The 22,349-nt window shown below is 62.1% G+C and carries 16 protein-coding genes; 6 read left to right on the forward strand and 10 right to left on the reverse strand.

The genetic code is table 11. The features are described from left to right. Positions 1-191: 191 nt before the first annotated feature. Positions 192-1,061 carry a DUF4349 domain-containing protein gene (locus N008_RS19285; protein WP_197062905.1) on the forward strand — a complete coding sequence of 290 codons (870 nt, stop codon included), beginning with the start codon at positions 192-194 and terminating at the stop codon, positions 1,059-1,061. 25 nt (positions 1,062-1,086) lie between these two features. On the opposite strand, the gene N008_RS19290 is transcribed toward N008_RS19285, so the two are convergent. From N008_RS19290 to N008_RS19330, 9 genes are all read right to left on the reverse strand, one after another. After that, positions 1,087-1,617, reverse strand: coding sequence for a GAF domain-containing protein (locus N008_RS19290; protein WP_044017924.1), 531 nt, complete (start codon positions 1,615-1,617; stop codon positions 1,087-1,089). A gap of 88 nt (positions 1,618-1,705) precedes the next feature. Further along, the gene (locus N008_RS19295; protein ID WP_044017925.1) at positions 1,706-2,044 is read right to left on the reverse strand and encodes a phage holin family protein; all 339 of its coding nucleotides are present in this window, start codon (positions 2,042-2,044) and stop codon (positions 1,706-1,708) included. Between the two features lie 122 nt (positions 2,045-2,166). Beyond that, on the reverse strand, positions 2,167-3,261 hold the full coding sequence (locus N008_RS19300; RefSeq protein ID WP_044017926.1) for an agmatinase family protein: 1,095 nt from the start codon (positions 3,259-3,261) through the stop codon (positions 2,167-2,169). A gap of 107 nt (positions 3,262-3,368) precedes the next feature. Next, positions 3,369-3,989, reverse strand: a complete 621-nt coding sequence (locus N008_RS19305; RefSeq protein ID WP_044017927.1) for a chemotaxis protein CheC — start codon at positions 3,987-3,989, stop codon at positions 3,369-3,371. Positions 3,990-4,066: 77 nt separating this feature from the next. Continuing rightward, the gene (locus tag N008_RS19310; protein WP_044017928.1) at positions 4,067-5,698 is read right to left on the reverse strand and encodes a chemotaxis protein CheA; all 1,632 of its coding nucleotides are present in this window, start codon (positions 5,696-5,698) and stop codon (positions 4,067-4,069) included. Between the two features lie 2 nt (positions 5,699-5,700). Further along, positions 5,701-6,768, reverse strand: coding sequence for a chemotaxis protein CheB (locus N008_RS21970; RefSeq protein ID WP_197062906.1), 1,068 nt, complete (start codon positions 6,766-6,768; stop codon positions 5,701-5,703). 83 nt (positions 6,769-6,851) lie between these two features. Next, positions 6,852-7,223 carry a response regulator gene (locus N008_RS19320; protein WP_044017929.1) on the reverse strand — a complete coding sequence of 124 codons (372 nt, stop codon included), beginning with the start codon at positions 7,221-7,223 and terminating at the stop codon, positions 6,852-6,854. An 80-nt stretch (positions 7,224-7,303) separates the two neighbouring features. Next, a complete protein-coding gene (locus tag N008_RS19325; RefSeq protein ID WP_052381765.1) occupies positions 7,304-7,810 on the reverse strand; it encodes a chemotaxis protein CheW in 507 nt (168 codons plus the stop codon). 76 nt (positions 7,811-7,886) lie between these two features. Further along, positions 7,887-12,308: a HAMP domain-containing protein gene (locus N008_RS19330; protein ID WP_081910895.1), complete on the reverse strand. Its 4,422-nt coding sequence runs from the start codon at positions 12,306-12,308 to the stop codon at positions 7,887-7,889. A 348-nt stretch (positions 12,309-12,656) separates the two neighbouring features. Here N008_RS19330 and topA point away from each other — a divergent pair, with 348 nt between their 5' ends. The 5 genes from topA to N008_RS19355 all read left to right on the forward strand — a co-directional run bounded on the left by topA (position 12,657) and on the right by N008_RS19355 (position 21,562). Next, positions 12,657-15,143: a type I DNA topoisomerase gene (gene topA, locus N008_RS19335; RefSeq protein WP_044017930.1), complete on the forward strand. Its 2,487-nt coding sequence runs from the start codon at positions 12,657-12,659 to the stop codon at positions 15,141-15,143. 132 nt (positions 15,144-15,275) lie between these two features. Next, on the forward strand, positions 15,276-16,175 hold the full coding sequence (locus N008_RS19340) for a DUF4846 domain-containing protein (RefSeq protein ID WP_081910896.1): 900 nt from the start codon (positions 15,276-15,278) through the stop codon (positions 16,173-16,175). A gap of 209 nt (positions 16,176-16,384) precedes the next feature. Next, positions 16,385-17,116 (forward strand): NAD-dependent deacylase, encoded by a 732-nt coding sequence (locus N008_RS19345; RefSeq protein WP_316963297.1) that lies wholly within the window; start codon positions 16,385-16,387, stop codon positions 17,114-17,116. Positions 17,117-17,199: 83 nt separating this feature from the next. Beyond that, positions 17,200-17,751 carry a metal-dependent hydrolase gene (locus N008_RS19350; RefSeq protein WP_044017931.1) on the forward strand — a complete coding sequence of 184 codons (552 nt, stop codon included), beginning with the start codon at positions 17,200-17,202 and terminating at the stop codon, positions 17,749-17,751. Between the two features lie 82 nt (positions 17,752-17,833). Then, on the forward strand, positions 17,834-21,562 hold the full coding sequence (locus N008_RS19355) for a hypothetical protein (protein ID WP_156109417.1): 3,729 nt from the start codon (positions 17,834-17,836) through the stop codon (positions 21,560-21,562). Here N008_RS19355 and N008_RS19360 read toward each other — a convergent pair. Then, a complete protein-coding gene (locus N008_RS19360) occupies positions 21,468-22,331 on the reverse strand; it encodes a hypothetical protein (RefSeq protein WP_052381767.1) in 864 nt (287 codons plus the stop codon). The two genes, N008_RS19355 and N008_RS19360, sit on opposite strands and share 95 nt — an antisense overlap. Between the last annotated feature and the right edge of the window lie 18 nt (positions 22,332-22,349).

The following is a 22,349-nucleotide window of genomic DNA, read 5'->3' on the forward strand; positions in this document are numbered from 1 at the left end:
GCCGCTTTGGCAGCCGGGCATTTTGCGTTTCAGCTGGCTTGCTCAGGTGTATTTGAAAGCGGCTATACTGTTTCAGTTAGCGGCAGCGTTTGGCGGATGAAGGGTCGGGAGTGGCGGCGGGCAGGTTGATTGTTTCACTTATTCCATTCCGTGCTATGCGTATCAGGCCACTCGTCCAGCTGCTGTTTGTATTGCTTGCAACCTCTTGCGCCGACCACCCCGCCGAACCGGCTGGAGAAGTGGAAGCCGCCGGCGAAGCGCGGCCCGCCGTGATGATGTCTCCTTCCTCTGCTGAGTACGAGGAGTCGGTGGATAAGCTGGAAATAGCGCCCGAAGCATCCGTTCCACCACCGCCCGGCCTGGGCACCCCCGCCACCAATGAGGCCAAGCCTGCCGCTACCCGCAAGCTGGTATACCATGGCGAAGTCCAGATCAAAGTAGCCGACCTGCCAGCAGCCAACCAACAGGTGGACAGCCTTATCCGCGCGTTTGGGGCCTACGCAGAGGAAATATCAGAAACCCGCGAAGACGAACAGTGGCGGCACCACGTGAAGCTTCGGGTGGCGCTGGCCCGCTTCGAGGCCCTGCTCGGCGGCCTCAACCGCCTGGGCACCCTCCGCCACAAAGAGCTCAGCACCGACGACGTAACCACCCAGCACGCCGACATATCGGCGCGGTTGCGCTCCAAGCGGGCACTCGAGCAGCGCTACCTGGCCCTGCTGGGCCAGGCGCGCAAAGTGGCGGACATTCTGGAAATCGAGGAAAACATGGGCGAAATCCGGGAGAGCATTGAAGCCACCGAAAGCCGCCTGCGCACCCTCGACAACGAGGTGGCCTACTCCACCATCACGCTGAACTACTACCAGGAACTGGCGCGCCCCACTCCCGACCAGCCGGTACTGTCGTTTGGAAGCCGGCTGCTGGAATCCTTTTACAGCGGCTGGCAGCTGCTCACCAACTTGGTGCTGGGCGTGGTAGCCAACTGGCCGCTGGTTGCGCTGCTGGGGCTGGCCGTGGCAATGCTGCGCGTATGGCGGCAACGCCGCCGCCGGGCAGCCTGACCGTTGGGCTACCCGGCGGCGGCCCTCAGCTCGTCGTCACGGTCTGCATATAGGTCTTGATGGGCACCACCAGCAGCGGCAGGATGCTCTCAATGGCGGCGCGCTCGTCGGCAGTCCAGGGGCGGGGCTGCCCGAACAGGCAGGGCTGCAGGATGCCCCACAGTTGGCCGTGCTCGGTGATGTGGGCGTGAATGAGGGCCCGGTGGCCGAAGGTTTTGTGCTCGAAGGCGCGGTTGAGCACCGTGGGCGGCGCGGTTTCCACGTCTTCCACGAACACCGAGGCCTTGGCCGCCAGTGCCGCCCGAAACAGCGGGTCTTCCTGCGGCAGGTCGGTGGTGTCGTTCTGCCAGTCGTGGATGGGGTTGGGAATGGCGTCGTGGCGGCGCCAGCAGAGCGCAATGCGGCCGCGGCCTGCTGCCGGGTTGCGAACGTACAGAAAGCAGCGGTCGGCGGCCAGCGCCTGCCCAACGAGTTCCAGTACCTGCGTGAGGGCAGCGGCCGGCGCAGTTTCTGCTGCCAGCGTCCGGCGCACGTCGGTAAGTAAGGTAGTGGTCATGCAAATCAAGGTTATGCGTGAGGATGAGGCATAAAAAACCCCGGCTGCACAGGCAGCCGGGGTTGTCTACGCTAACAGGCGCCGGACATTAGTCTACCACCATGTCCACGATGGACGTCACGACGGACAGCACGACGCTGAAGAGTAGCGCGTACAGGAAATTATCCACCGAGAAGCCCGAGAGCATGGCGTCGGCAATCATGACGATGGCCGCGTTGATGACCAGCAGGAACAGGCCCAGCGTGAGCACCGTAATCGGGAAGCCGAGCAGCTTGAGAATAGGCTTGAGCACGGCGTTGAGCACAGCCAGCACAATCACTAGCAGAATGGCGTCGCCGAAGCCAGCAATGTGCGCACCGGGCAGGAAGTTGGCCAGCACATACGTGATAACGGCCGTGAGCAGGAATTTGAGAATGAAACCTACCATGGAAAAGTGTGGAGTTAGGGAAGTGAAGGAGAGAAAATCTGGTCGGTGTACGCACCGTCGCCAAAAAGGATAAGCCCGGCGCTATACTTCCCTTCCCTCCCACGCTCCGGCCGGCGCCGCGGCTACTTGTCGGCGCCCCGGTCCTGCAGGCGGCCCTGCGACACGCCCATCCAGTTGGCCATGCTGTAGAGCAGGCGGGCGCCCACAATAGCGTTCCACTCGGTGTCGCCAGGAGCCACCTCGTTCAGGTCGCAGCCGATGATGGTGCGGCCCGAGCGCACCACCGCCCGAATCAGGTACAGGGCTTCCTCAAACTCCAGGCCGCCGGGCACGGGCGTGCCGGTGCCGGGGCACAACTTGGGGTCGAGGCCGTCGATGTCGAAGCTCAGGTACACTTTCTGGGGCAGCTGCGCGATAATCTTGCCGCACACCTTCTTCCACGACTTCTTGGCGAACCGCTCGTCGCTCAGAAACCGGTTGTGGAACATGGTGATGCGGCCTTTGCTCTGCTCCACCATCTCGGCTTCCTGCTGGCACAGGTCGCGGATGCCTACCTGCACCAGCTTCTTCACCTGCGGCAGTTTCAGGGCATTGTACATGATGGAAGCGTGCGAAAACTCAAACCCTTCGTAGGCGGGGCGCAGGTCGCAATGCGCGTCAATCTGCAGAATGCCGAACTCCTCGTGGCGCTCGGCCAGCGCGTGCATGTAGCCCAGCGGCGTGCTGTGGTCGCCGCCGAGCAGCACCACGCCTTTGCCGGCGTCGAGGTAGGCCCCGGTTTTCTGCTTGAGATATTGCAGCAGCGCCTCGCCGCGCTGGTTGATGTGGGCCGGGGCTGTCGAGTATTTGGCGTGGTCGGCTTCGGGCTCGCCTTCCTCCAGCCAGCCGATGTAGGCTTCGGCACGGGGGCGCAGCTCCTGGCTTTCGGCCGCTACCTTCCCGTCGTTATCTTCCATGGCCAAGCCCATGCGCCAGGCCTCGGGCAGGTCCGGGTCGTAGAGGTCTACCTGCAGCGAAGCGTCACGGATAGCCTCCGGCCCCTCGGCCGTGCCGGCCCGGTATGACACGGTTACTTCCCACGGCACGGGCACTATCACCACCTGGGCTTCGTCTACGGTGAAGGGCAGGCCATACACCCCGCCCTGCGCGTCGCCGAGGGCGTTAGGGTCGAAGGCGGCAAGTTTTTTCTCTAGACTTGTTGGAGTCGGCTGGGCCATACTATCGGGGAAACAGGGAAAAGATGGGCGAAAATAAATAACCACTCCGTAAGAGCCGCGGCACGGCGCTCTACAGAGTGGTTACAAAGCGGCAGAAAAGTCGTCAGCTAAGCCGGCGTACCGCCCAGAAAATCGTAGGTGCGGATGATTTCCAAGATCTTTTCGAACGTAGGCCGGTCAAAGAATAGCATCAGTGGCAGCTCCACCGAGTTTTCCTTGTCGGAGAACTGGGTGATGACTGAGAAGATCATAGGCTGAACCAGCGGCTGCGACTCCAGTAGGTTGTGCAGGCTTTCGGCCATATCGCCACGCGGGGCCGATGGTGGCGCGCCATAGATCTGCGCCTTCAAGATGTTAGCCAGCTGCGTAACCAGCGCTCCGGTGATGATATTGCTGATTTCCAGAAGCAACGACTCCTGCATCTCGTCAATCTGGGTCGAAGCCGGGGTGTTCATCCGCAGGCACACCTTGGACAAACGCTGCACATGCTGTCCAGAGAAGAACATCAGCGTGGTGCCATTGAAGTCGCCGCGAATGTCAGACAGAATGGGCACGTTGGTTTTCTGAATCTCCCGCACCATATCCAGGATGCCGTTACCGGGCATCAGATCGAGGCTGGGAACTTCCAACAATACCTTTTCCTGAGCTATTACCGCAAACGAGTCGGCAGCGCGGGCCAGTCCTATGTTCAGAATCTCACGGACGACGTCGCGCTCCATTTCTGTCATGTGCAAGTCCATATGGTTCAATCAGTTGGCCAAAGTTTACCGCGGAGCGGCTGCTTCGGAATCAGCATTACGTATTTTCAGACTCGTCGGGCTAGAAACAGACGAGTTAAAGCCGGAACGTCCAGCACCAGACACACCTGCCCGCTTCCGAGCAGGGTGACGCCGCCAAACAATTCGATGGTATCCAAGGGTTTGCTCATGGGCTTGATGACGATATTCTGCTGACGCAGAAACCGGTCAACGATCAGGCCCAGTTTGCGGTTGTTGTAGGCAATGATGATGATGTCCTGGCGGCCTTCCAGCTCAGCGCGGTTGGCTGGCGGCAGCGGGCCGTCGCCGTTGTGCAACAGGCGGCGCAGGCTTACTACCGGCACGTTTTCGCCCTGAACCTGCGCCATCAGCACGCCGCCTACCACGTGCAGCACATCCGGCATCAATGATACCACGGAGTCGGTGTGCATAAGCGGAATGGCATAGTTGCGGCCATCCAGCTCAAAGAGCAGTGCGCCTTTCACGGCAATGGAAGTGGGCAGCACGAGCGTAAACGTAGTGCCCTGTCCTAGCACAGAATCCACGCGCAATTGTCCGCCCAGCGAGTCAATGGCCAATTTCACTACATCAAGGCCAACGCCCCGACCAGAAATTTCCGTGACTTCTTTGGCCATTGAAAAGCCGGGCTCGAAAAGGAAGGCTCGTACGGCGCCATCGTCAAGGTGGCGGGCCGCTTCTTTGCTCACCAAGCCACGCTCTACAGCCTTGCGGCGTACGCTCTCCACGTCAATTCCGCGGCCATCGTCGGCCACCTGAATCAGCACGTCGTCGCGCTCCGTCTGGGCCGAAAGCACCAGGTTGCCCTGCGCCGGCTTGCCGGCTTTCTCCCGGTCGGCGGGGGTTTCCAGGCCGTGCCCGATGGCATTGCGCACCAAGTGCAACAGTGCATCGGTGATGATCTGCAGAATGTTGCGGTCAATCTGGATATCCTGGCCGCTAAGCGTGAGTTCCACCTGCTTTTTCTCAGCCGTGGCCACGTCGCGCACCACCCGCGGAAATTTGTTCAGCAGCGAGCCTACATTAACGAGGCGGGCATCCATCACGGAATACTGCAGCTCGTCGGTGATGCGGAACAGGTGCGCGGCCGTGGTCTGCAACGCCGGATGCCCGATTTCCTGGCTCAAAGTCAGAATTCGGTCCCGGTCAATTATCAGCTCTCCCACCAGATTGAGCAGATGGTCCAGCTTCTTGATCTGGATATAAACCAGGTCAGAGAGTTCCAGCTTGCGGTTGGCGTCCTCATCGTCCTGCTCTTCTTCTTCCAGGATGGGCTCTTCGCCATTCACCAGCCGATCCAGGTTGTCCAGCAACGCTGCGCTGTCGGGCATGGTCGACTCGTCTTCCACGGCCCGGATCATGGCGCCCAGCACGTCTACGCCCATGAACAGCACCGTTGCCAGGCTACCACTGAATTCCCGGTCTTTGCTGCGAATAAGACCGAAGATGGTTTCCATGTTGTGGGCCACCTCTCCAATCTGCACAAACCCCATAGCCCGCGAGTTGGACTTGAGGTTGTGCATGAGCCGAAACAGTTCGTTCAGCGCCTGCTGGTCCTGCGGGTTACGTTCCAGCTCACTGATGTGCCGGCTCATTCCGTCGTAGGCTTCCAGCGCCTCGGCCATGTAGATTTCCCGATATTCCTGCTCGCGTGATTTCATAGCTAGAAGGCGCGGGCAGGAGTAAGACGGGGTTGCCGCGCCTGCGCGGAAACCTGCTGAAACAGGGCAACGTGCCGCCCAATGGCCTTGGGCAACTCGTGGAGGGGCAATACGGCATTGGCCCACCCCGCCTGAATCACGGATTTGGGCATGGAGAATACGGCCGAGGAAGCTTCATCCTGCACCAGCACGGTACCGCCATGCTGCCGGATGGCCTGCGCCCCCAGCGTACCGTCGCGCCCCAATCCGGTCAGGACTACACCCAGTACGTTGCGGCCTACCGTACGGGCGGCCGAACGCATCAGCACGTCCAAGGAGGGTTCGTCGCCGGAGGGGCTAGGCTCGGCCGTGAATTCCGTTTGCCAAGCCTGCCACGGACTGTTCGTAGCGGCACTAACCAGCGAGTTGCGGCCGCCAGGTGCCACTACAATCTGCCCGGGCTGCAGCACTACCCCTGCGCCTCCCGGCACTACGGGCAGAGCCGTAGCCCGCCGCAAACGGTCGACAAAGGAAGATAAAAAGGAGGCCGGCAAATGCACGGCTACCAACACCGCACAAGCTAGTGTAGTAGGCAGGGCCCGCACCAGCTGCTCAACAGCCAGCGTGCCGCCCGTAGAGCCGCCCACTATCACCAGCCCGGTAGCAATACCAGGTACGGCAGTAGCTGCCGTAGGCTGGGCCAACGGGCGTACGGGCGCCGGCATGGCCTGCCGCACCTTACGCAGTAGCTCGGCGGCCCAGAGCGGCTGCCCGGAGTCAGGCTGAAAATACCCGTAGACGCCCCAAGCAGCTACTTCGCGCAGCATTCCCGGCAGCGCCGGCGTTTCCCCAAAAAGCAGCACGGGGATACTGGCCGAACGACGCAGCTGCTCGATGTCGCGCAACTGGTCCTGCCCCACGATGATCAGGCCTGGCCGCAGCCGCCGGGCTGTTGCCAGCAGCTCTGCCCCCGTTTCGCTGCTTACCACCTGCCAGTCTGGCTGGCTCTGGAACAGGCGCACCAGCCGTAGCCGCAAAGCGGTGGGCAGGTTACCCAGCAAAATGGTAAAAGAAAGGGGACGTTCGAACACGGAGAAATAACTAAGCAGGCTGGCAGCTGGCGACGACTAACGGTTGCCAGAAACCCACCAGAAAAGGCAATGCGGTAATCAGGTTATTCGGCAGGCTGCAGGGCAGTGCTTACGATTTCCAGGACTTTCTCCTCAGAGAAAGGCTTCACGATATAGGCTGAAGCGCCGCTTTCCAGCGCTTCCGTCACGATAACCTCCTGCCCTACGGCGCTGCACATCACCACTTTCACGTCCGGGTCGTTCAGGCGGATGCCTTTGAGTACGTCCAGCCCGGTGTTGTCGGGCAGAATTACGTCCAGGGTAATCAAATCGGGTTTAGTGGCGGCCGCCATTTCAAGTGCCTGCTGGCCGTTGGCGGCTTCTCCTACTACCTCGTAGCCGGCATCGGTAAGCATGTTCTTGAGCATCGTGCGCATGTAGAAAGAGTCGTCGACGATGAGAATGCGGTTTTTCATAAGAAACAATTCAAAAAACGGGAAGAATGAGGGCCAAAAGGGGAAGCCGAGCTTTGTACGGCTAAGCGCCGGCAAAGATGTTAGCGCGTCTGAAGCTGCATAATCTCGGCGGGCGTTAGCAGCTTCATCATGTCAAGCACGATGATAATGCGGCTATCCACCTTCACGATTCCCTCAATGTATTTGTCGTTGATGTTGATGTCCTGAATGAACTCAGGGGCTTTTTCGATGCTGGAAGCCGGAATCGACAGCGGCGTGGGCACTTCGCGGACTACAATCCCGATGGTGTAGTCCTTGGCCTCAATGGCCAGCGTGTACGACAGCGCGGGCAGTTCCTCCTCGAAGCTCCGCAAGCCGAAGCGCTGCTCCAGGTCGATGATGGCAATAATGTCGCCGCGCAGGTTGGCAATGCCTTTCACGAAAGGCGGCGTTTTGGGCATGCGCGCGATTTCAGGCGTCAGCGTCACTTCCTTCACCTGCTCGATGCGCAGGCCATACTCCTCGCTTCCGAGCCGGAAAACGATGAGTTGGATGATGGGGTCGGGCTTCGACGTCTTTTTGTCGCTGGATTGTTCAGCTTCGGCCATATGGCAAAGATATTCCTGGCTGGGGCTGACTTTCAACAGGAAAATCAGCCCCTCCGGGAGTTAACAGTTCAAGTGGCTACTTCGCTTCTTTACGGCTGCGGACTCGGGCGGGCTTGGTGGCCGGCGCTTCGGCGCTGGCCTTGCCATTCGGGGCGGGCTCAGCGGGTGCGGTATCCGTTTTGCGGCGAGTGGCTTTGCGAGTACGCTGGGCCTCGGCCTGCTCAGCATTGGTTTGCTTGCGAACCGGGGCCGGAGCTGCTGCGGTGGCGCGAGCGTCGCCGCGGCGCGTGGTCGTGAGCGGGCGGTTGGCTACCACCTGGGCGTGGGCCGCGTCGGTGGCGGCGTCGGCGCGGCGGGCCGTGGCCCGGTCGCGCTCCGGCGTGGCCGAGGCCGGCTGGTGCGCCACGCGGCGGGCACGGTGCCGGATGGGCTCCGGCTCGGGCTCCGGCTCGATTTCTTCCAGCAGCTGGAAGTTGGAGAGGCCCAGCTGCAGGTCGTCGGCAATGTCGGTGAGGCGCTGGCTGGAAACGGTCAGCTCGTGCATGCTCGAGGAGAGCTGCTTGGCCGTTCCGGCTACCTGCTGCGTGCCCGAAGCCGTCTGCTCGGCAATGGCTACCACTTCTTCCACGTACTTCACCACGTCGCCGATAGACGTTTTCTGAATCTCGGTGGCCGTGAGGATGTCGCGGGAGGTGCGCAGGGTTTCGCCGGAGCTGGTGGCAATGTTCTTAAAAGCCGAGCTGGCCTCGAAGGTGGCATTCTTGCCTTTTAGTACCCGGCCTTCCATGGTGCTGATAGCCGTAGCCGCCGAGGTAGTATCCTTCTTCACATCGTCCACAAGAGTGCCGATTTCCGAAGCCGAGCGGCGGGAGCCTTCGGCCAGCTTGCGGATTTCTTCGGCTACTACCGCAAAGCCGCGGCCGGCTTCCCCGGCCCGGGCCGCCTCGATGGCGGCGTTCAGGGCCAGCAGGTTGGTTTGCGAGGCAATGTCGGTGATAACGCCCAGCGACTTGCTGATGTCCTGCGAGCGGGCCGAAAGTACTTCGATGGTTTTGGCCGTCTGGGCCGCTGCCGCCGAAATTTCTTCCATGTTCTTCACCACTTCGGCCACCGTTTTGAGGCCGAGCTGGGAGGTCTGCTCACCCAAGATAGCCGCCTTAATGCCCACATCGGCTTTCCCAGCGGTTTCCTTGGTAGCCTGCATGATTTCCTCGATCAGCTTGAAGGCCTGGTCGGTCTTGAGGGCCTGGTTCTGGGCGCCTTCGGCCATCTGCTGCATGGCCAGGGCCACGTCGACGGTCACCCGGCTCATCTCCTGCCCTTTCGCCGCCATTTCCTCCGACGACGTTCCTACTACCTGCGACGACTCGTTGATTTCAGCCAGCAGGTCATTGAGGTTGTCTACGGCAAGGTTCAGCGCGTCGGCCATTGACTTGATGTCGCCGGCGGTCTGGATTTCCACTTGCTGGGTCAGGTCACCTTCGGAAATAGCCCGCACCACGCGGCTCACTTCCAGTACTGGCGAGGCAATGGATTCGAGCAGGTCGTTGAGCGTGTCCACGATTTCCTTCCACGAGCCGCTCACGCCGCCTACCGTGGCGCGTTCGGTCAGCTTGCCTTCCACCCCGGCCACTTTGGCCACGCGGCTTACTTCCAGCGCCAGGCGGTTCAGGTCGTCCACCATGCGGTTGATGGTGTCGGCCAGCTCGGCCACTTCGCCTTTGGCTTCCAGGGTCAGCTTCTGGGTCAGGTCGCCCTGCGATACGCCGGTTACTACCTTACCGATACCCCGCACCTGCGTGGTAAGGTTGGTAGCCATGGTGTTTACGTTGTCGGTGAGGTCTTTCCACACACCGCTCACGTTCGGTACGTCGGCTTGGCCGCCGAGCTTGCCTTCGGTGCCCACTTCCTGCGCCACGCGGGTTACTTCGCCGGCAAAGATGTTGAGCGAGTCCACCATCCGGTTGATGTTGTCCTTGAGGTCGAGCAGCTCGCCTTTCACGTCTACCGACACCTTCTGGCTGAGGTCGCCGCGGGCTACGGCGGTGGTTACGTTGGCAATATCGCGCACCTGGCTGGTGAGCGAGGCGGCCATGAAGTTTACGTTATCGGTGAGGTCTTTCCAGGTACCACGCACGTTCGGCACATCGGCCTGACCGCCGAGCTTGCCCTCGGTGCCTACTTCGCGGGCCACGCGGGTTACTTCGTCGCCGAAGGTGTTGAGCGAGTCCACCATCTGGTTGAGGTTTTCCTTCAGCTGCAACAGCTCGCCGCGCACGTTTACCGTCACTTTCTGGCTCAGGTCGCCTTTGGCTACGGCCGTAGCCACATTGGCAATGTCCCGTACCTGAGAGGTCAGGTTGGAAGCCATCGTGTTTACGTTGTCGGTCAGGTCTTTCCAGGTGCCGCTCACGTTCGGCACCGACGCTTGGCCGCCCAGGATACCCTCGGTGCCTACTTCGCGGGCCACGCGGGTTACTTCGCCGGCGAAGATGTTGAGCGAGTCCACCATCTGGTTGAGGATGTTTTTTAGGTCGAGAATCTCGCCTTTCACATCCACCGTCATCTTCTGAGTCAGGTCGCCTTTAGCTACGGCGCTGGCTACGTTGGCAATGTCCCGCACCTGACTCGTCAGGTTCGAGGCCATGTAGTTCACGTTGTCGGTCAGGTCTTTCCAGGTACCTGACACGCGCGGCACGCTGGCTTGGCCGCCGAGCTTGCCCTCGGTGCCCACTTCGCGGGCCACGCGGGTTACTTCGTCGCCGAAGATGTTTAGCGAGTCCACCATCTGGTTGAGGATGTTCTTCAGCTCCAGGATTTCCCCCTTCACATCCACGGCCATTTTCTGGCTGAGGTCACCACGGGCTACAGCCGTAGCCACGTTGGCAATGTCTCGTACCTGCAGCGTCAGGTTCGAGGCCATGTAGTTTACATTGTCGGTCAGCTCCTTCCACACGCCGGCCACGTTCGGCACCAGCGCCTGGCCACCAAGCTTACCTTCGGTACCCACTTCCAGCGCCACGCGGGTTACTTCGCCGGCAAACAAGTTGAGCGAGTCCACCATCTGGTTCAGGTTCTGCTTCAATTGCAGCAGCTCGCCTTTCACATCAACCGTGATTTTCTGCGACAGGTCGCCTTTGGCTACCGCCGTGGCTACGTTGGCAATGTCCCGTACCTGCAGCGTCAGGTTCGAGGCCATGTTGTTTACGTTGTCGGTCAGCTCTTTCCAGACGCCGGCCACGTTCGGCACGTCGGCTTGGCCGCCAAGCTTGCCTTCGGTACCCACTTCCAGCGCCACACGCGTTACTTCGCCGGCAAACAGGTTGAGCGAGTCCACCATCTGGTTCAGGTTCTGCTTGAGCTGCAGCAGCTCGCCTTTCACGTCCACGGTGATTTTCTGCGACAAGTCGCCTTTGGCTACGGCTGTGGCTACGTTGGCAATGTCTCGCACCTGAAGCGTCAGGTTCGAGGCCATGTTGTTTACGTTGTCGGTGAGATCCTTCCACACGCCGCTCACGTTGGGCACCAGCGCCTGGCCGCCGAGCTTGCCCTCGGTACCTACTTCCTGCGCCACGCGGGTTACTTCGCCGGCGAACAGGTTGAGCGAGTCCACCATCTGGTTCAAGTTCTGCTTCAATTGCAGCAGCTCGCCCTTCACGTCTACCGTGATTTTCTGGGTTAGGTCGCCCTTTGCTACGGCAGTGGCTACGTTGGCAATGTCGCGCACCTGACTCGTCAGGTTGGAGGCCATGTAGTTCACGTTGTCGGTCAGGTCTTTCCAGATGCCACCCACGTTGGGTACCGACGCCTGGCCGCCGAGCTTGCCTTCAGTGCCCACTTCCTGCGCCACGCGGGTTACTTCGCCGGCAAACAGGTTGAGGTTGTCGATGGTCTTGTTGATGGTTTCGGCCATCACCTTAAAGTCGCCGGAAACCGGAATCTGGAAGGTTTCGTCGAGGTTGCCCTTGCTGATGTTTTTGAGCACCTTGCCCACCTCCAGCACCGGCACCGCAATGCTGTCGACGAGGCCGTTGATGTTGTTGATCATGTCGCGCCAGAAACCGGCGGCATTCTCGGCCGACGCGCGGGCTTTCAGGTTGCCTTCCACCCCGGCCACCTTAGAGATGCGCGACACCTCGCCCCCTACCCCGCCAATCATCTCCACCATGGAGTTGTAGGCCTCGGCTATTTCGGCGAAGATGTCGTCGTTCTGCTTGGTCAGGCGCACCGAAACGTCGCCTTTCTTGAAGGCGTCGAGGGCGTAGAGTACCCGGTTGAGCTGCTCGTTGACGTAGTCGGTGTTTTCCAGGGTCGCCGTTCCGCGCAGGTTGGACCCTTTGGCACTTCCACTGCGGCGCGCGGCGTCGCCGACGGCGGGCGCCTTGCCGTTGGCGGCCTTGGCAGGCACCTCGGTGATAACGGCCGGAGCCGGAGTGCTGTCGGCCGGGGCGGAGGCGGCAGAACGGCGGGCGGGAGAAGTAGTCTTACCTGATGCCATATAGCAAGGAGTATCGGGGGCTGCGGAAGGCGGTGAAGCAGGGCGCAATGCGCACCTTGCTGCTTTTGCCTATGTCGGCAAAGGTAGCGAATACGCCTGTTTCGCCCAGAAGGATTCTGCACCTATTCCTGCTGTTTCAGAACTTACTTCTGGTGAACCAGTTGAACTGTCCTGACTGTTGCCTGCATACGACTTCGGGTCCGCCCGCCTGGGCCTCATTCTACGGGGCAGCAACGGCGGGCCGGATTATTCCAGCATCTTTGCGGCAAAATTCAACTTCTTGCCCGCTGCCCCGTTTTCTATAGGAAAGCGCGCTAGCTTGCCTCCTTCCGTCTCCACCTTCCCCCCATGGTTAAAAATCTAGTCATCGTCGAATCCCCCGCGAAAGCCAAAACCATTGAAGGCTATCTGGGCAAGGATTTCGTCGTCAAATCGTCTTTCGGGCACGTCCGTGACCTGCCGAAGGATAACAATGCCATTGACGTAGCCAACAACTTCAAGCCCACCTACGTGGTGTCGGCCGACAAGCGGGAGATTATCAGCCAGCTCAAGAAGCTGGCTAAGGAGGCCGAAACCGTCTGGCTGGCGAGTGACGATGACCGGGAGGGCGAGGCTATTTCATGGCATCTGGCCGAAACCCTGAACCTGACCGGCAGCTCCAAGACGCGCCGCATCGTGTTCCGTGAAATCACCAAGAACGCCATCCTGCACGCCATCGACAACCCCCGGGAAATCGACCTGAACCTGGTGAATGCCCAGCAGGCCCGCCGTGTCCTCGACCGGCTGGTGGGCTTCGAGCTGAGCCCGGTGCTCTGGAAGAAAGTGAAAACGGGCCTTTCGGCCGGCCGCGTACAGAGCGTGGCGGTGCGGCTGGTAGTGGAGCGCGAGCGGGAAATCAACCAGTTCAAAGTGTCGTCGGCGTACCGGATTACGGCGCGCCTGGACGCCGGAAAAGGCGCCGTGCTGGAAGCCGACTTGCCCACGCGCTACAAAACCCGCGAAGAGGCCGAGGCTTTCCTGGCCCGCTGCGCCGGCGCCGAGTACCGCATCGAGAACCTGGAGAAAAAGCCCGGCAAGCGCAGCCCCGCGCCGCCCTTCACCACGTCTACGCTGCAGCAGGAAGCTTCGCGCAAGCTCGGCTTCTCGGTGGCCCAGACGATGAGCGTGGCCCAGAAGCTGTACGAAGCCGGTAAAATTTCCTATATGCGGACTGACTCGGTGAACCTCTCGCAGGACGCCCTGACGGCCGCGCAGGTGGAAATCAGCCGCGCATACGGGGCCGAATATGCCCAGACCCGCCTCTACAAAACCAAGTCGGCCTCGGCGCAGGAAGCTCACGAAGCCATCCGCCCCACCGACTTCGCCCTGATGAAAGCCGGCTCCGACTCGCAGGAGCAGCGCCTTTACGACCTAATCCGGAAGCGGGCCATGGCCTCGCAGATGGCCGATGCCCAGATTGAGCGCACGGTGGCCACCATCGGCATCAGCACCCAGCCCGGCGTTACGCTCACGGCTACGGGAGAGGTCATCACCTTCGAGGGTTTCCTGAAAGCCTACAGCGAAAGCAAAGACGAAGAAGAGCAGGATGAAGCCACCACGGAATCGTCGTTTTCACGGGGCCTGCCGCCCCTGACCGTGGGCCAGCTGATGCCGCTGCTGCAGCTGCGCGGCGTGGAGCGCTACGCTGCCCCGGCCGCCCGCTACACGGAAGCCTCGCTGGTGAAAAAGCTGGAGGAAATGGGCATTGGCCGGCCTTCCACCTACGCGCCTACCATCAGCACCATTCAGAAGCGCGGCTACGTGGAAAAAGACACCCGCGAAGGCAAGGAACGCAAGTTCCACGTGCTGACGCTGGAAGGCAGCGAGGTGAAAACCGAAGTCAAAACCGAAACCTACGGGGCCGACAAAGCCAAGATGTTCCCCACCGACACCGCCATGGTGGTGAACGACTTCCTGGTGGAGCACTTCCCGGTGATTGTGGACTTCCAGTTCACGGCCAAGGTGGAAGGCGAGTTTGACCGGATTGCCGACGGCGAAGAGCAGTGGACCGACATGCTGGCCGGCTTCTATGGCACTTTCCACGAAACAGTGGAGCGCGGTAAGGACATCGAGCGCAACACGCTGGGCAGCAACCGCGAAATAGGGCTGCATCCCGAAACCGGCCAGAAGCTCACCGCCCGCCTCGGCCGCTTCGGCCCCTACGTGCAGATTGAGCCCAAGGAAGGCGCGCCCGAAGACGAAAAGGCCGTGTACGCCAGCCTGCGCAAAGGGCAGTTCATTGAGAACATCACGCTGGAAGAGGCGCTGGAGCTGTTCAAGCTGCCCCGCGTGGTCGGCGAGTTTGAGGAGAAGTCGATGACGGCTGCCCTGGGCCGTTTCGGCCCCTACATCCGCCACGACAGCAAGTTCTACTCGCTCACCAAGGAGCAGGACCCGCACACCATCACGGCGCCCGAGGCCATTGAGCTGATTGAGAACAAGCGTAAGACCGACGCCGAGCGCCTCATCAAGACCTTCGAGGGCCGCGACGACGTGCAGGTGCTGAACGGTCGTTTCGGGCCGTACATCGTGGTAGGCAAGAAGAACGTGAAGATTCCGAAAGGCGAAGAGCCAGCCGACCTCACGCTGGAGCGCTGCCTGGAGCTGGGCGAGCTGACGCCCGACAAGCCCGCCAAAGGTGGCCGCTTCGCCAAGAAGGCCCCCGCCGCCGACAAGGCCGACGCCGCCGACAAGCCTGCGAAAAAACCCGCCGCCAAGAAGCCGGCTGCCAAAAAGCCCGCCGCGAAAAAGGCAGCTGGCACCACCGCCAAAAAACCGGCGGCCAAAGCCAAGTAGCTTAATCAGCTGCTGTTTATTGAAAACCCCGGCCCATTCTGGCCGGGGTTTTTTTTGTATTGTTGGGCTTGAAATACCGTTCGGCTTATATCGTTATGCGGCTATTCTATCTGGTGTTATCTGTTGCCTGACATGCTGCCTCTCCCCTTTTCAGTTCTGCTGCTTAGCTATGCCGCTTCCATAGGCGCGGCTCCCCATCCTGACAACCCGCCCACTCCTCCATCGACTTCTGCCGTTGCCGCGCCGACGGCGGCCAGCCCCTATGCGTGGCTGCCGGCCGGCGCTTACGATGCCCGCCGGAGCGTGGCCAGCCGGTTTGCGCCGCCGCGCGGCTGCGTGCGGGTGGCGGTGGCGCCGGGCTCGTTCGGGCAGTGGCTGCGCGGCCTGCCGCTGCTGCCCGCCGGCACGCCCGTGAAGCTCTATAACGGCCAGCTGAAAGACCCGCAGGACGTGCACGCCGCCGTGGTCAACATCGACGTGGGCACGCAGGATTTGCAGCAGTGCGCCGATGCCGTTATCCGGCTGCGGGCCGAGTACCTGTTTGCGCAGAACCCGGACCAGGTGCATTTCCACCTCACCAGCGGCCACGATATCCGGTTTGCCGATTGGTACGGCGGCAAGGGCTTCCGGGTGAGCGGCAACGACGTGCTGCCGGCCGCCCGACCCGTAGAAGCGCCCAGCCACGCCACCTTCCGCCGCTACCTCGACCAGATTTTCACCTACGCCGGCACCCTTTCCCTGGACCGGGAGCTGAAGCCCGTGCCGCTGGCCGCGGTGCAGCCCGGCGACGTGCTCATTCGGGGCGGCTCGCCGGGCCACGCCGTGCTGGTGCTGGACGTGGCCGAGCAGGCCGGCAGCGGCCGCCGCTACGTGCTGCTGGCCCAGAGCTACATGCCGGCCCAGCAGATTCATGTGCTGCGCAACGCCTGGGGCGACCCGGCGCTGGGCGCCTGGTTTGCCGTCGACCCCAGCCAGGCCCGGTTCAGCACCCCGGAATGGACATTTCGGCGCGAGGAGCTGAAGCGGTTCTGAAGTGAGTTTGAAGCGGCAAGTTTGGGGCTGCAAGCTTTGAACTGCAAGCCGCAAGCAGCAGGCTAGCCGTGAGTTGCAAGCTGTATCGATATGGCTATATCCTATGAGCTGTAGCTTGCCCCTTGCAGCTTGAAGCTTATAGCTTGCAGCTCTGAACCGTTGCAGCTTCTGTCATGGCACAGGCTGAAGCCTATGCTACATTTAATACTATGAAAAAGAAGAAGATTGTTGCCCTGACCGGCGCGGGCATCAGCGCGGAAAGCGGCCTGGCTACCTTCCGCGGCTCCGACGGGCTGTGGGAAGGCCACCGCATCGAGGACGTAGCCACGCCGGAGGGCTGGGCTGCCAACCCGGAGCTGGTGCTGGAGTTTTACAACCAGCGCCGGGCCGCCGCCCGGGCCGCCCAGCCCAATGCGGGCCACCTGGCGCTGGCGGCGCTGGAGCGGGAGTTTGAGGTGGTGGTCGTCACCCAGAACGTTGACGACCTGCATGAGCGGGCCGGCTCCAGCCACATTATCCATCTGCACGGCAAGCTGCTGGAGGCGCGCAGCTCCCGCTTCGAGCACCTGGTGTACCCGATGGATACTGACCGGATTGAGCTGGGCGAGCGGTGCGCCAAGGGCCACCAGCTGCGGCCCAACATCGTGTGGTTTGGCGAGGCCGTGCCGCTGATGGAGCAGGCCATGGAGGAAACCGCCACGGCCGATATTTTCCTGGTAGTAGGCACTTCATTGCAGGTGTATCCGGCGGCCGGGCTGGTCGGCTACGCCCCGGCCAGCTGCCCGGTGTACATCATCGACCCCAGCCGACCCCCCGGTTTCAGCGCGGCGCAACCTGCATTTCATCACCGAGCCAGCCAGCACCGGCGTACCCCGGCTGGCCGCCGAGCTGCTGGCCCAGCAGTAGCGCGAACTTTGCAGTTCGCGCCCCCGCGCCGCTGAAACGGAATCGTCCGAACGGCGCGGGGAAGTGAACTACAAAGTCCGCGCTACTGCGCCCGGTTTCACCTGATTCATCCTCACCAATGGCTTCCATATTCGGGCATTGCGCGTTGGGCGCCACGCTGGGCAAGCTGCTGCTGCCGGAGCGCCGGCATTGGCGCTACTGGCTGCTGGCCGCCGCCTGCGCCTTCCTGCCCGATGCCGACGTTATCGGCTTCAAGTTTCATGTGCCCTACGCCAGCCTCTGGGGGCACCGCGGGCTTACGCACTCCATTCTGGCGGCTGCGGTGATGGCCTCAGCGCTGACCGGGCTGGCGCAGGCCCGCCGCGCGCCCGGCACGCCACCGGCCGGGCGGCTGTGGCTGCTGCTGTTTCTGGCTACGGCCTCCCACGGCGTCCTCGATGCCCTGACTATCGGCGGCGAAGGCGTGGCGTTTTTCAGCCCGTTCGAGCAGCAGCGCTACTTTTTCCCGTGGCGGCCGTTGGCGGTTTCGCCGATTGGAGTGAAGAAATTTGTGGGTGAATGGGCGGCCCGGGTGCTGAAAAGCGAGCTGCTGTGGGTGGGGCTGCCCTGCCTGCTGATCTTGGCTATGCGCAAGATGTTAACTTCATCTCCGAAGACATCAGGAACCTAGGGTAGTCGCTACAATCAGAAATTAAATTTCGATTAAATCGACTTGCCGGTTTTTCCGTATGGTGGTGTCTAGCACTCTTTCTATGCACTCACTCTACCGTCGTCTGCTGCTGGCCTCTCTGGGTTTGGCTATGGCGCAGCCCCTGCTGGGCCAGACTGTCTCCTCCCCTGCCCACACAGTCTACCTGCTCGGCAACACCGCCACTGCCGACCTTCCTACGGCTCGTCTGCAGGCCCTGCGTCGCACGCTGGAGCAGCAACGCGGCGCCTTCACCGTAGTCCACCTCGGCGACATTGTGGGCCACGATGGCCTCGGCACCAAAACCGACTCCAGCCGGGCCGGCGAAACCGCCCGCGCTGATGCCCTGATTGCGCTGGTGCAGGGTTTGCCCAACGGCAAAATCTACTTCGTGCCCGGCGACCGGGACTGGGCCAACTCCGGCCCCGACGGCCTGAAGCGGGTGCGCCGCCTCGAAGACTACATTGAGAAGCGCCTGCCCGGCCAGAACGCCTTTGCGCCCACCGGCGGCTGCCCCGGCCCCGAGGTCATCGACGTGGCGCCCAACGTGCGCGTGGTGGCCATCAACTCGCCCTGGTTTACGCATCCCTTCGACCGGCCCGAAGCGCCCGACACCGACTGCAAAACCCTCACCCAGCAGGAATTTCGGGAGCAGCTGCAGGATCTGCTGGACGATACCAAAGGCAAAAATATGCTGCTGGTGGGTCACCAGCCCGTCATCAGCAACGGCGTGTACGGCGGCAAGCAGCCGCTGAGCCGCCACCTGCTGCCGCCCGTGCTGGGCTCGGTGTACGCGGCCTACCGCCAGAACGTGGGCACCCCGCGTGACTTGGCCAATCCGCAGTATCAAGGCTTCCGCAAGGAGCTGCTGGGCACGCTCAAGGACCACCCAGGCGCCGTGTACGCGGCCTCCCACGACTACAGCCTGCAGCTCACCCGCTTCGAAGACAACTACCACCTAATTTCGGGCTCCTTCGCCGAGAAGGAGCACGTTGGGGCCGCTGGCAACGCGCAGTTCAACCGTTCTGAAGAGGGCTTTTCCAAGCTGGAATATTTCGCCGACGGCACCGTGAAGGCCTATTTCTATGCCTTTGGCCTGGCGGATGCGGCGGTCAGTGAAACCTACAATGCCGTGCTGTTTCAGTCGGCGTGCCAAGAGCCGCGCCTGCCCAACGTGCCCGTAAACAGCTTCATTCCGCAGTGCCCGTCGGCGCCGAAAGGTGTGGCCGAGATGAAGCCGGACGCGCCGTTTCAGGCCACCCAGACGCTGGCGGCCGGCAAGCAGTACGCCGGCTCGGGTGCGTCGAAGTTTTTCCTGGGCGAAGGTTACCGCACGTCTTGGACCCAGCCGGTACAGGTCCGCACCCTCGACTTGGCTTCCGAGAAAGGCGGCCTGCGCGTGTTTGGGCGCGGCGGTGGGCGTCAGACCACCTCGCTCAAGCTGAGTGCGGCCGACTCGTCGGAGTACGTATTCCGGTCTGTGGACAAGGACGTCACCAAGATTCTGCCGCCGGAGCTGCGCAACTCGGTTGCGGCCGATGTGCTGCGGGGCATCACGCCCACGGCCCACCCCTACTCAGCGCTAGTCATTACCTCGCTGCTCGATAAGACCGACATCCTGCACGCCCGGCCGCGGCTGTTCGTGCTGCCCGACAACAACCAGCTGGGGCCCTACCGCCAGGAGTACGCCGGCCTGCTGGGTACCCTGGAAGACCGCCCCGGCGACCCCAAGCCCAACCTGCCCGGCTTCGGCGGCGCCGACGACGTGCGCCGCTCGTTCAGCTTTTTCCGCCAGCTCTACAAAGACCACGACAACCGCATCGATGCCCAGGCTTTTGCCCAGGCCCGCGCCTTCGATATGCTGGTGGCCGACTTCGGCAAGCACGAAGACAACTGGAAGTGGGCCGGCTTCAAACAAGGCAAAACCACCGTCTACAAGCCTATTCCGCGCGACCGGGACCAGTCGTTTACGCTCTGGAACGGCCTGCTGACTTACCTGGCCAACCGCGAATGGGCTGTAGGCAGCATCGAGGATTTCCAGGGCGAATTCCACGACCTTAAGAGCCTGAACTGGCCGGCGCGGGACCTTGACCGGTTTCTGCTGCAGAGCCTCACGCGCCAGCAGTGGCAGCAGGTGGGCCAGTACATGCAGGCCAGCATCACGCCGGCAGCCATTGACGAAGCCACGGCCCAGCTACCGCAGGAGCTGATGCCCCTCTCCGGCAACGATCTGAACCGCAAGCTCAAACAGCGCATCCAGGAGCTGCCCCAGGTGCTCGACGACTATTACCTGATGCTGGCCAAGCGCGTGGACGTGGTAGGCTCCAACAAGGCCGAAGTATTCCAGGTGGAGCGCCAGGCCGACGGCAACCTGCGCGTGCGCATGTTCGACAAAGGCAAGGACGGCGACGTGCCCGACGGTGAGCCGCTGTTTGACCGCACTTTTTCGCCCAAAGAAACCCAGGAAGTCAGCCTCTACGGCCTCGACGGCAAGGACGTATTCACGGTGACCGGCACGGCCAAAAACAGCGTGCTGCTGCGCATCATTGGCGGCGACGGCAAAGACCGGATTGCCGACGACTCGCGCGTGAGTGGCCTGCGCGCCCTCACCAAAGTCTACGACGTGCCCGATACCGACCTGAAGCTGGGCCCCGAGTCCGATAACCGCACCTCCACCGCGCCCGACGTGAATCTGTACGAGCGGGAGTCGTTCCAGTACAACGGCTACAAGCCGAGCGCCACGCTCATCTACAACAGCTCCGACGGGTTCGGGGCCGGCGTGGGCATCGACTTCCTACGGCAGGGCTTCCGCAAGCCGGGCTACAAAAACCTCTACAGCTTCGACATTCAGGGCACCGCCAACGGCAACTTCCAGGCGAGCCTGGCTTCGCGCCACCGCCACGCCATCGGCCTCTGGGATATTGGTGTGCGCACCGAGTACGGCAACTTCTTTCAGTTCTACAACTTCTTTGGCCTCGGCAACAATACCACCAAAGATGACGGCCTCTACGACAACAACTTTTACAAGGCGCGCTACAAAGGCTACACGGCCGGCCTCTTTACGGAGCGGGTGTTCTTCCAGCGCAGCCTCATCCGGCTGGGCGGCGGCTACGAGCAGTACAGCACCAACTTTGCCGGCACCAGCTACCTGGGCCGCCTGGAACAGGACCCCACCGCCGGGGATATCCGCCCCAACACCGGCTTCCAGCGGCTGGCCGCGCTGAACGCGCTGTTTGATTTGGATTTGCGCGACCGGCCGCGCTTTGCGCGCCGCGGCGTGCGGCTGCGTGCCCAGCACGACACCTACTTTCAGCTCAACCGTGACAAAAGCAACTTCGGCCTCTCGCAGGGCTTTGCTGAGTACTACGGCACCACGCGTCTGCTCATTCCCGTAACGCTGGTGCTGAAAGGCGGCGGCGCCAAAACATACGGCCCCGACGACGAAATTCCGTTCTACAAGTTTGCCAACCTGGGCCAGCGCGAAAACCTGCGCGGCTACGTGCGCAACCGCTTCACCGGCGACGCCAGCCTCTACCTCAACACCGAGCTGCGGCTAGCGCTGGGCCAGGTCAAAAACAACTTTCTGCCCTTCTCCTACGGCGCGTTCGGGTTCTTCGACCGGGGCCGGGTGTACTACAAAGGCAGCTCGCCCGGGGGCTGGCACGACGGCTACGGCGCCGGCTTCTACCTGGCCCCCGTCACCGACCAGCTAGCCCTGTCGGTTTCCTACCAGATTTCGCCCGAAGAAAGCGGCCTAATCCAGTTCGGCCTCGGCTTCCGGATCGACCAATAAACCACGGCTCCAAATGCCACTCGTCTGCCCTGCTACTTGGTTGTAGCGGGGCAGTTTTGTGTGGTGAGGCCAGCAGCTGCCGCAATGCCGCCACGTGCGAAAACAGCACCAGCGGCACAATGAAGGTGGGTAGCCACACAAAAGGCCAATGCAGCACCGCCACATTGGGCTGCGAAAATCCCAGCTGCTGCCAGGGCGTGGGCACGCTCCCGGCCGCCAGCACCACTACGTTCAGCAGCAACACCAGGCTGCCCGCGTGCCAGAGCAGCAGCAGCCGCGGCCCCATCAGCCGGCCCCGAAACCAGTAGGCGGCCAGCGGCGCCGTGAGGCCGGCGGCCAGGTCGAGGTTGCGGTCAGCAAACGTTATCAGGTCGGGCACCAGATGGTGCAGCGCCAGCCCATACAGGCACAGCTCCACCGGAATCCGCACCACGCTCAGGCGCGTGAGGCCCACCAGGTCGAAGCGGGCGAGCAGGCTGCGGCCGGATCGGGTGAGCAGCAGCCCGACCATGGCCACCAATGGCGGCCCCACGCCCAGCACCAGCAGGCGCGGCGGCACCGCGTACAGATTCCGGTAAAACCCCATGTACACCAGAATTCCCTGCAGCAGCAGCCACCACCCCAGCAGCAGCGCCGGCGGCAGCAGCCAGATATCGGCGCGGTAGCACAGGTGCAGCAGTAGCGCCACGGCCAGTAGTACGGTGCCCAGGAACACCGCCACCAGCCATAACGGCGCCGGGGCGTCCAGATAAGTCAGGTTGGAGAGCATGATGAGGGGCGTTGATGT

The sequence above is a fragment of the Hymenobacter sp. APR13 genome, assembly GCF_000737515.1.
Classification (GTDB): domain Bacteria; phylum Bacteroidota; class Bacteroidia; order Cytophagales; family Hymenobacteraceae; genus Hymenobacter.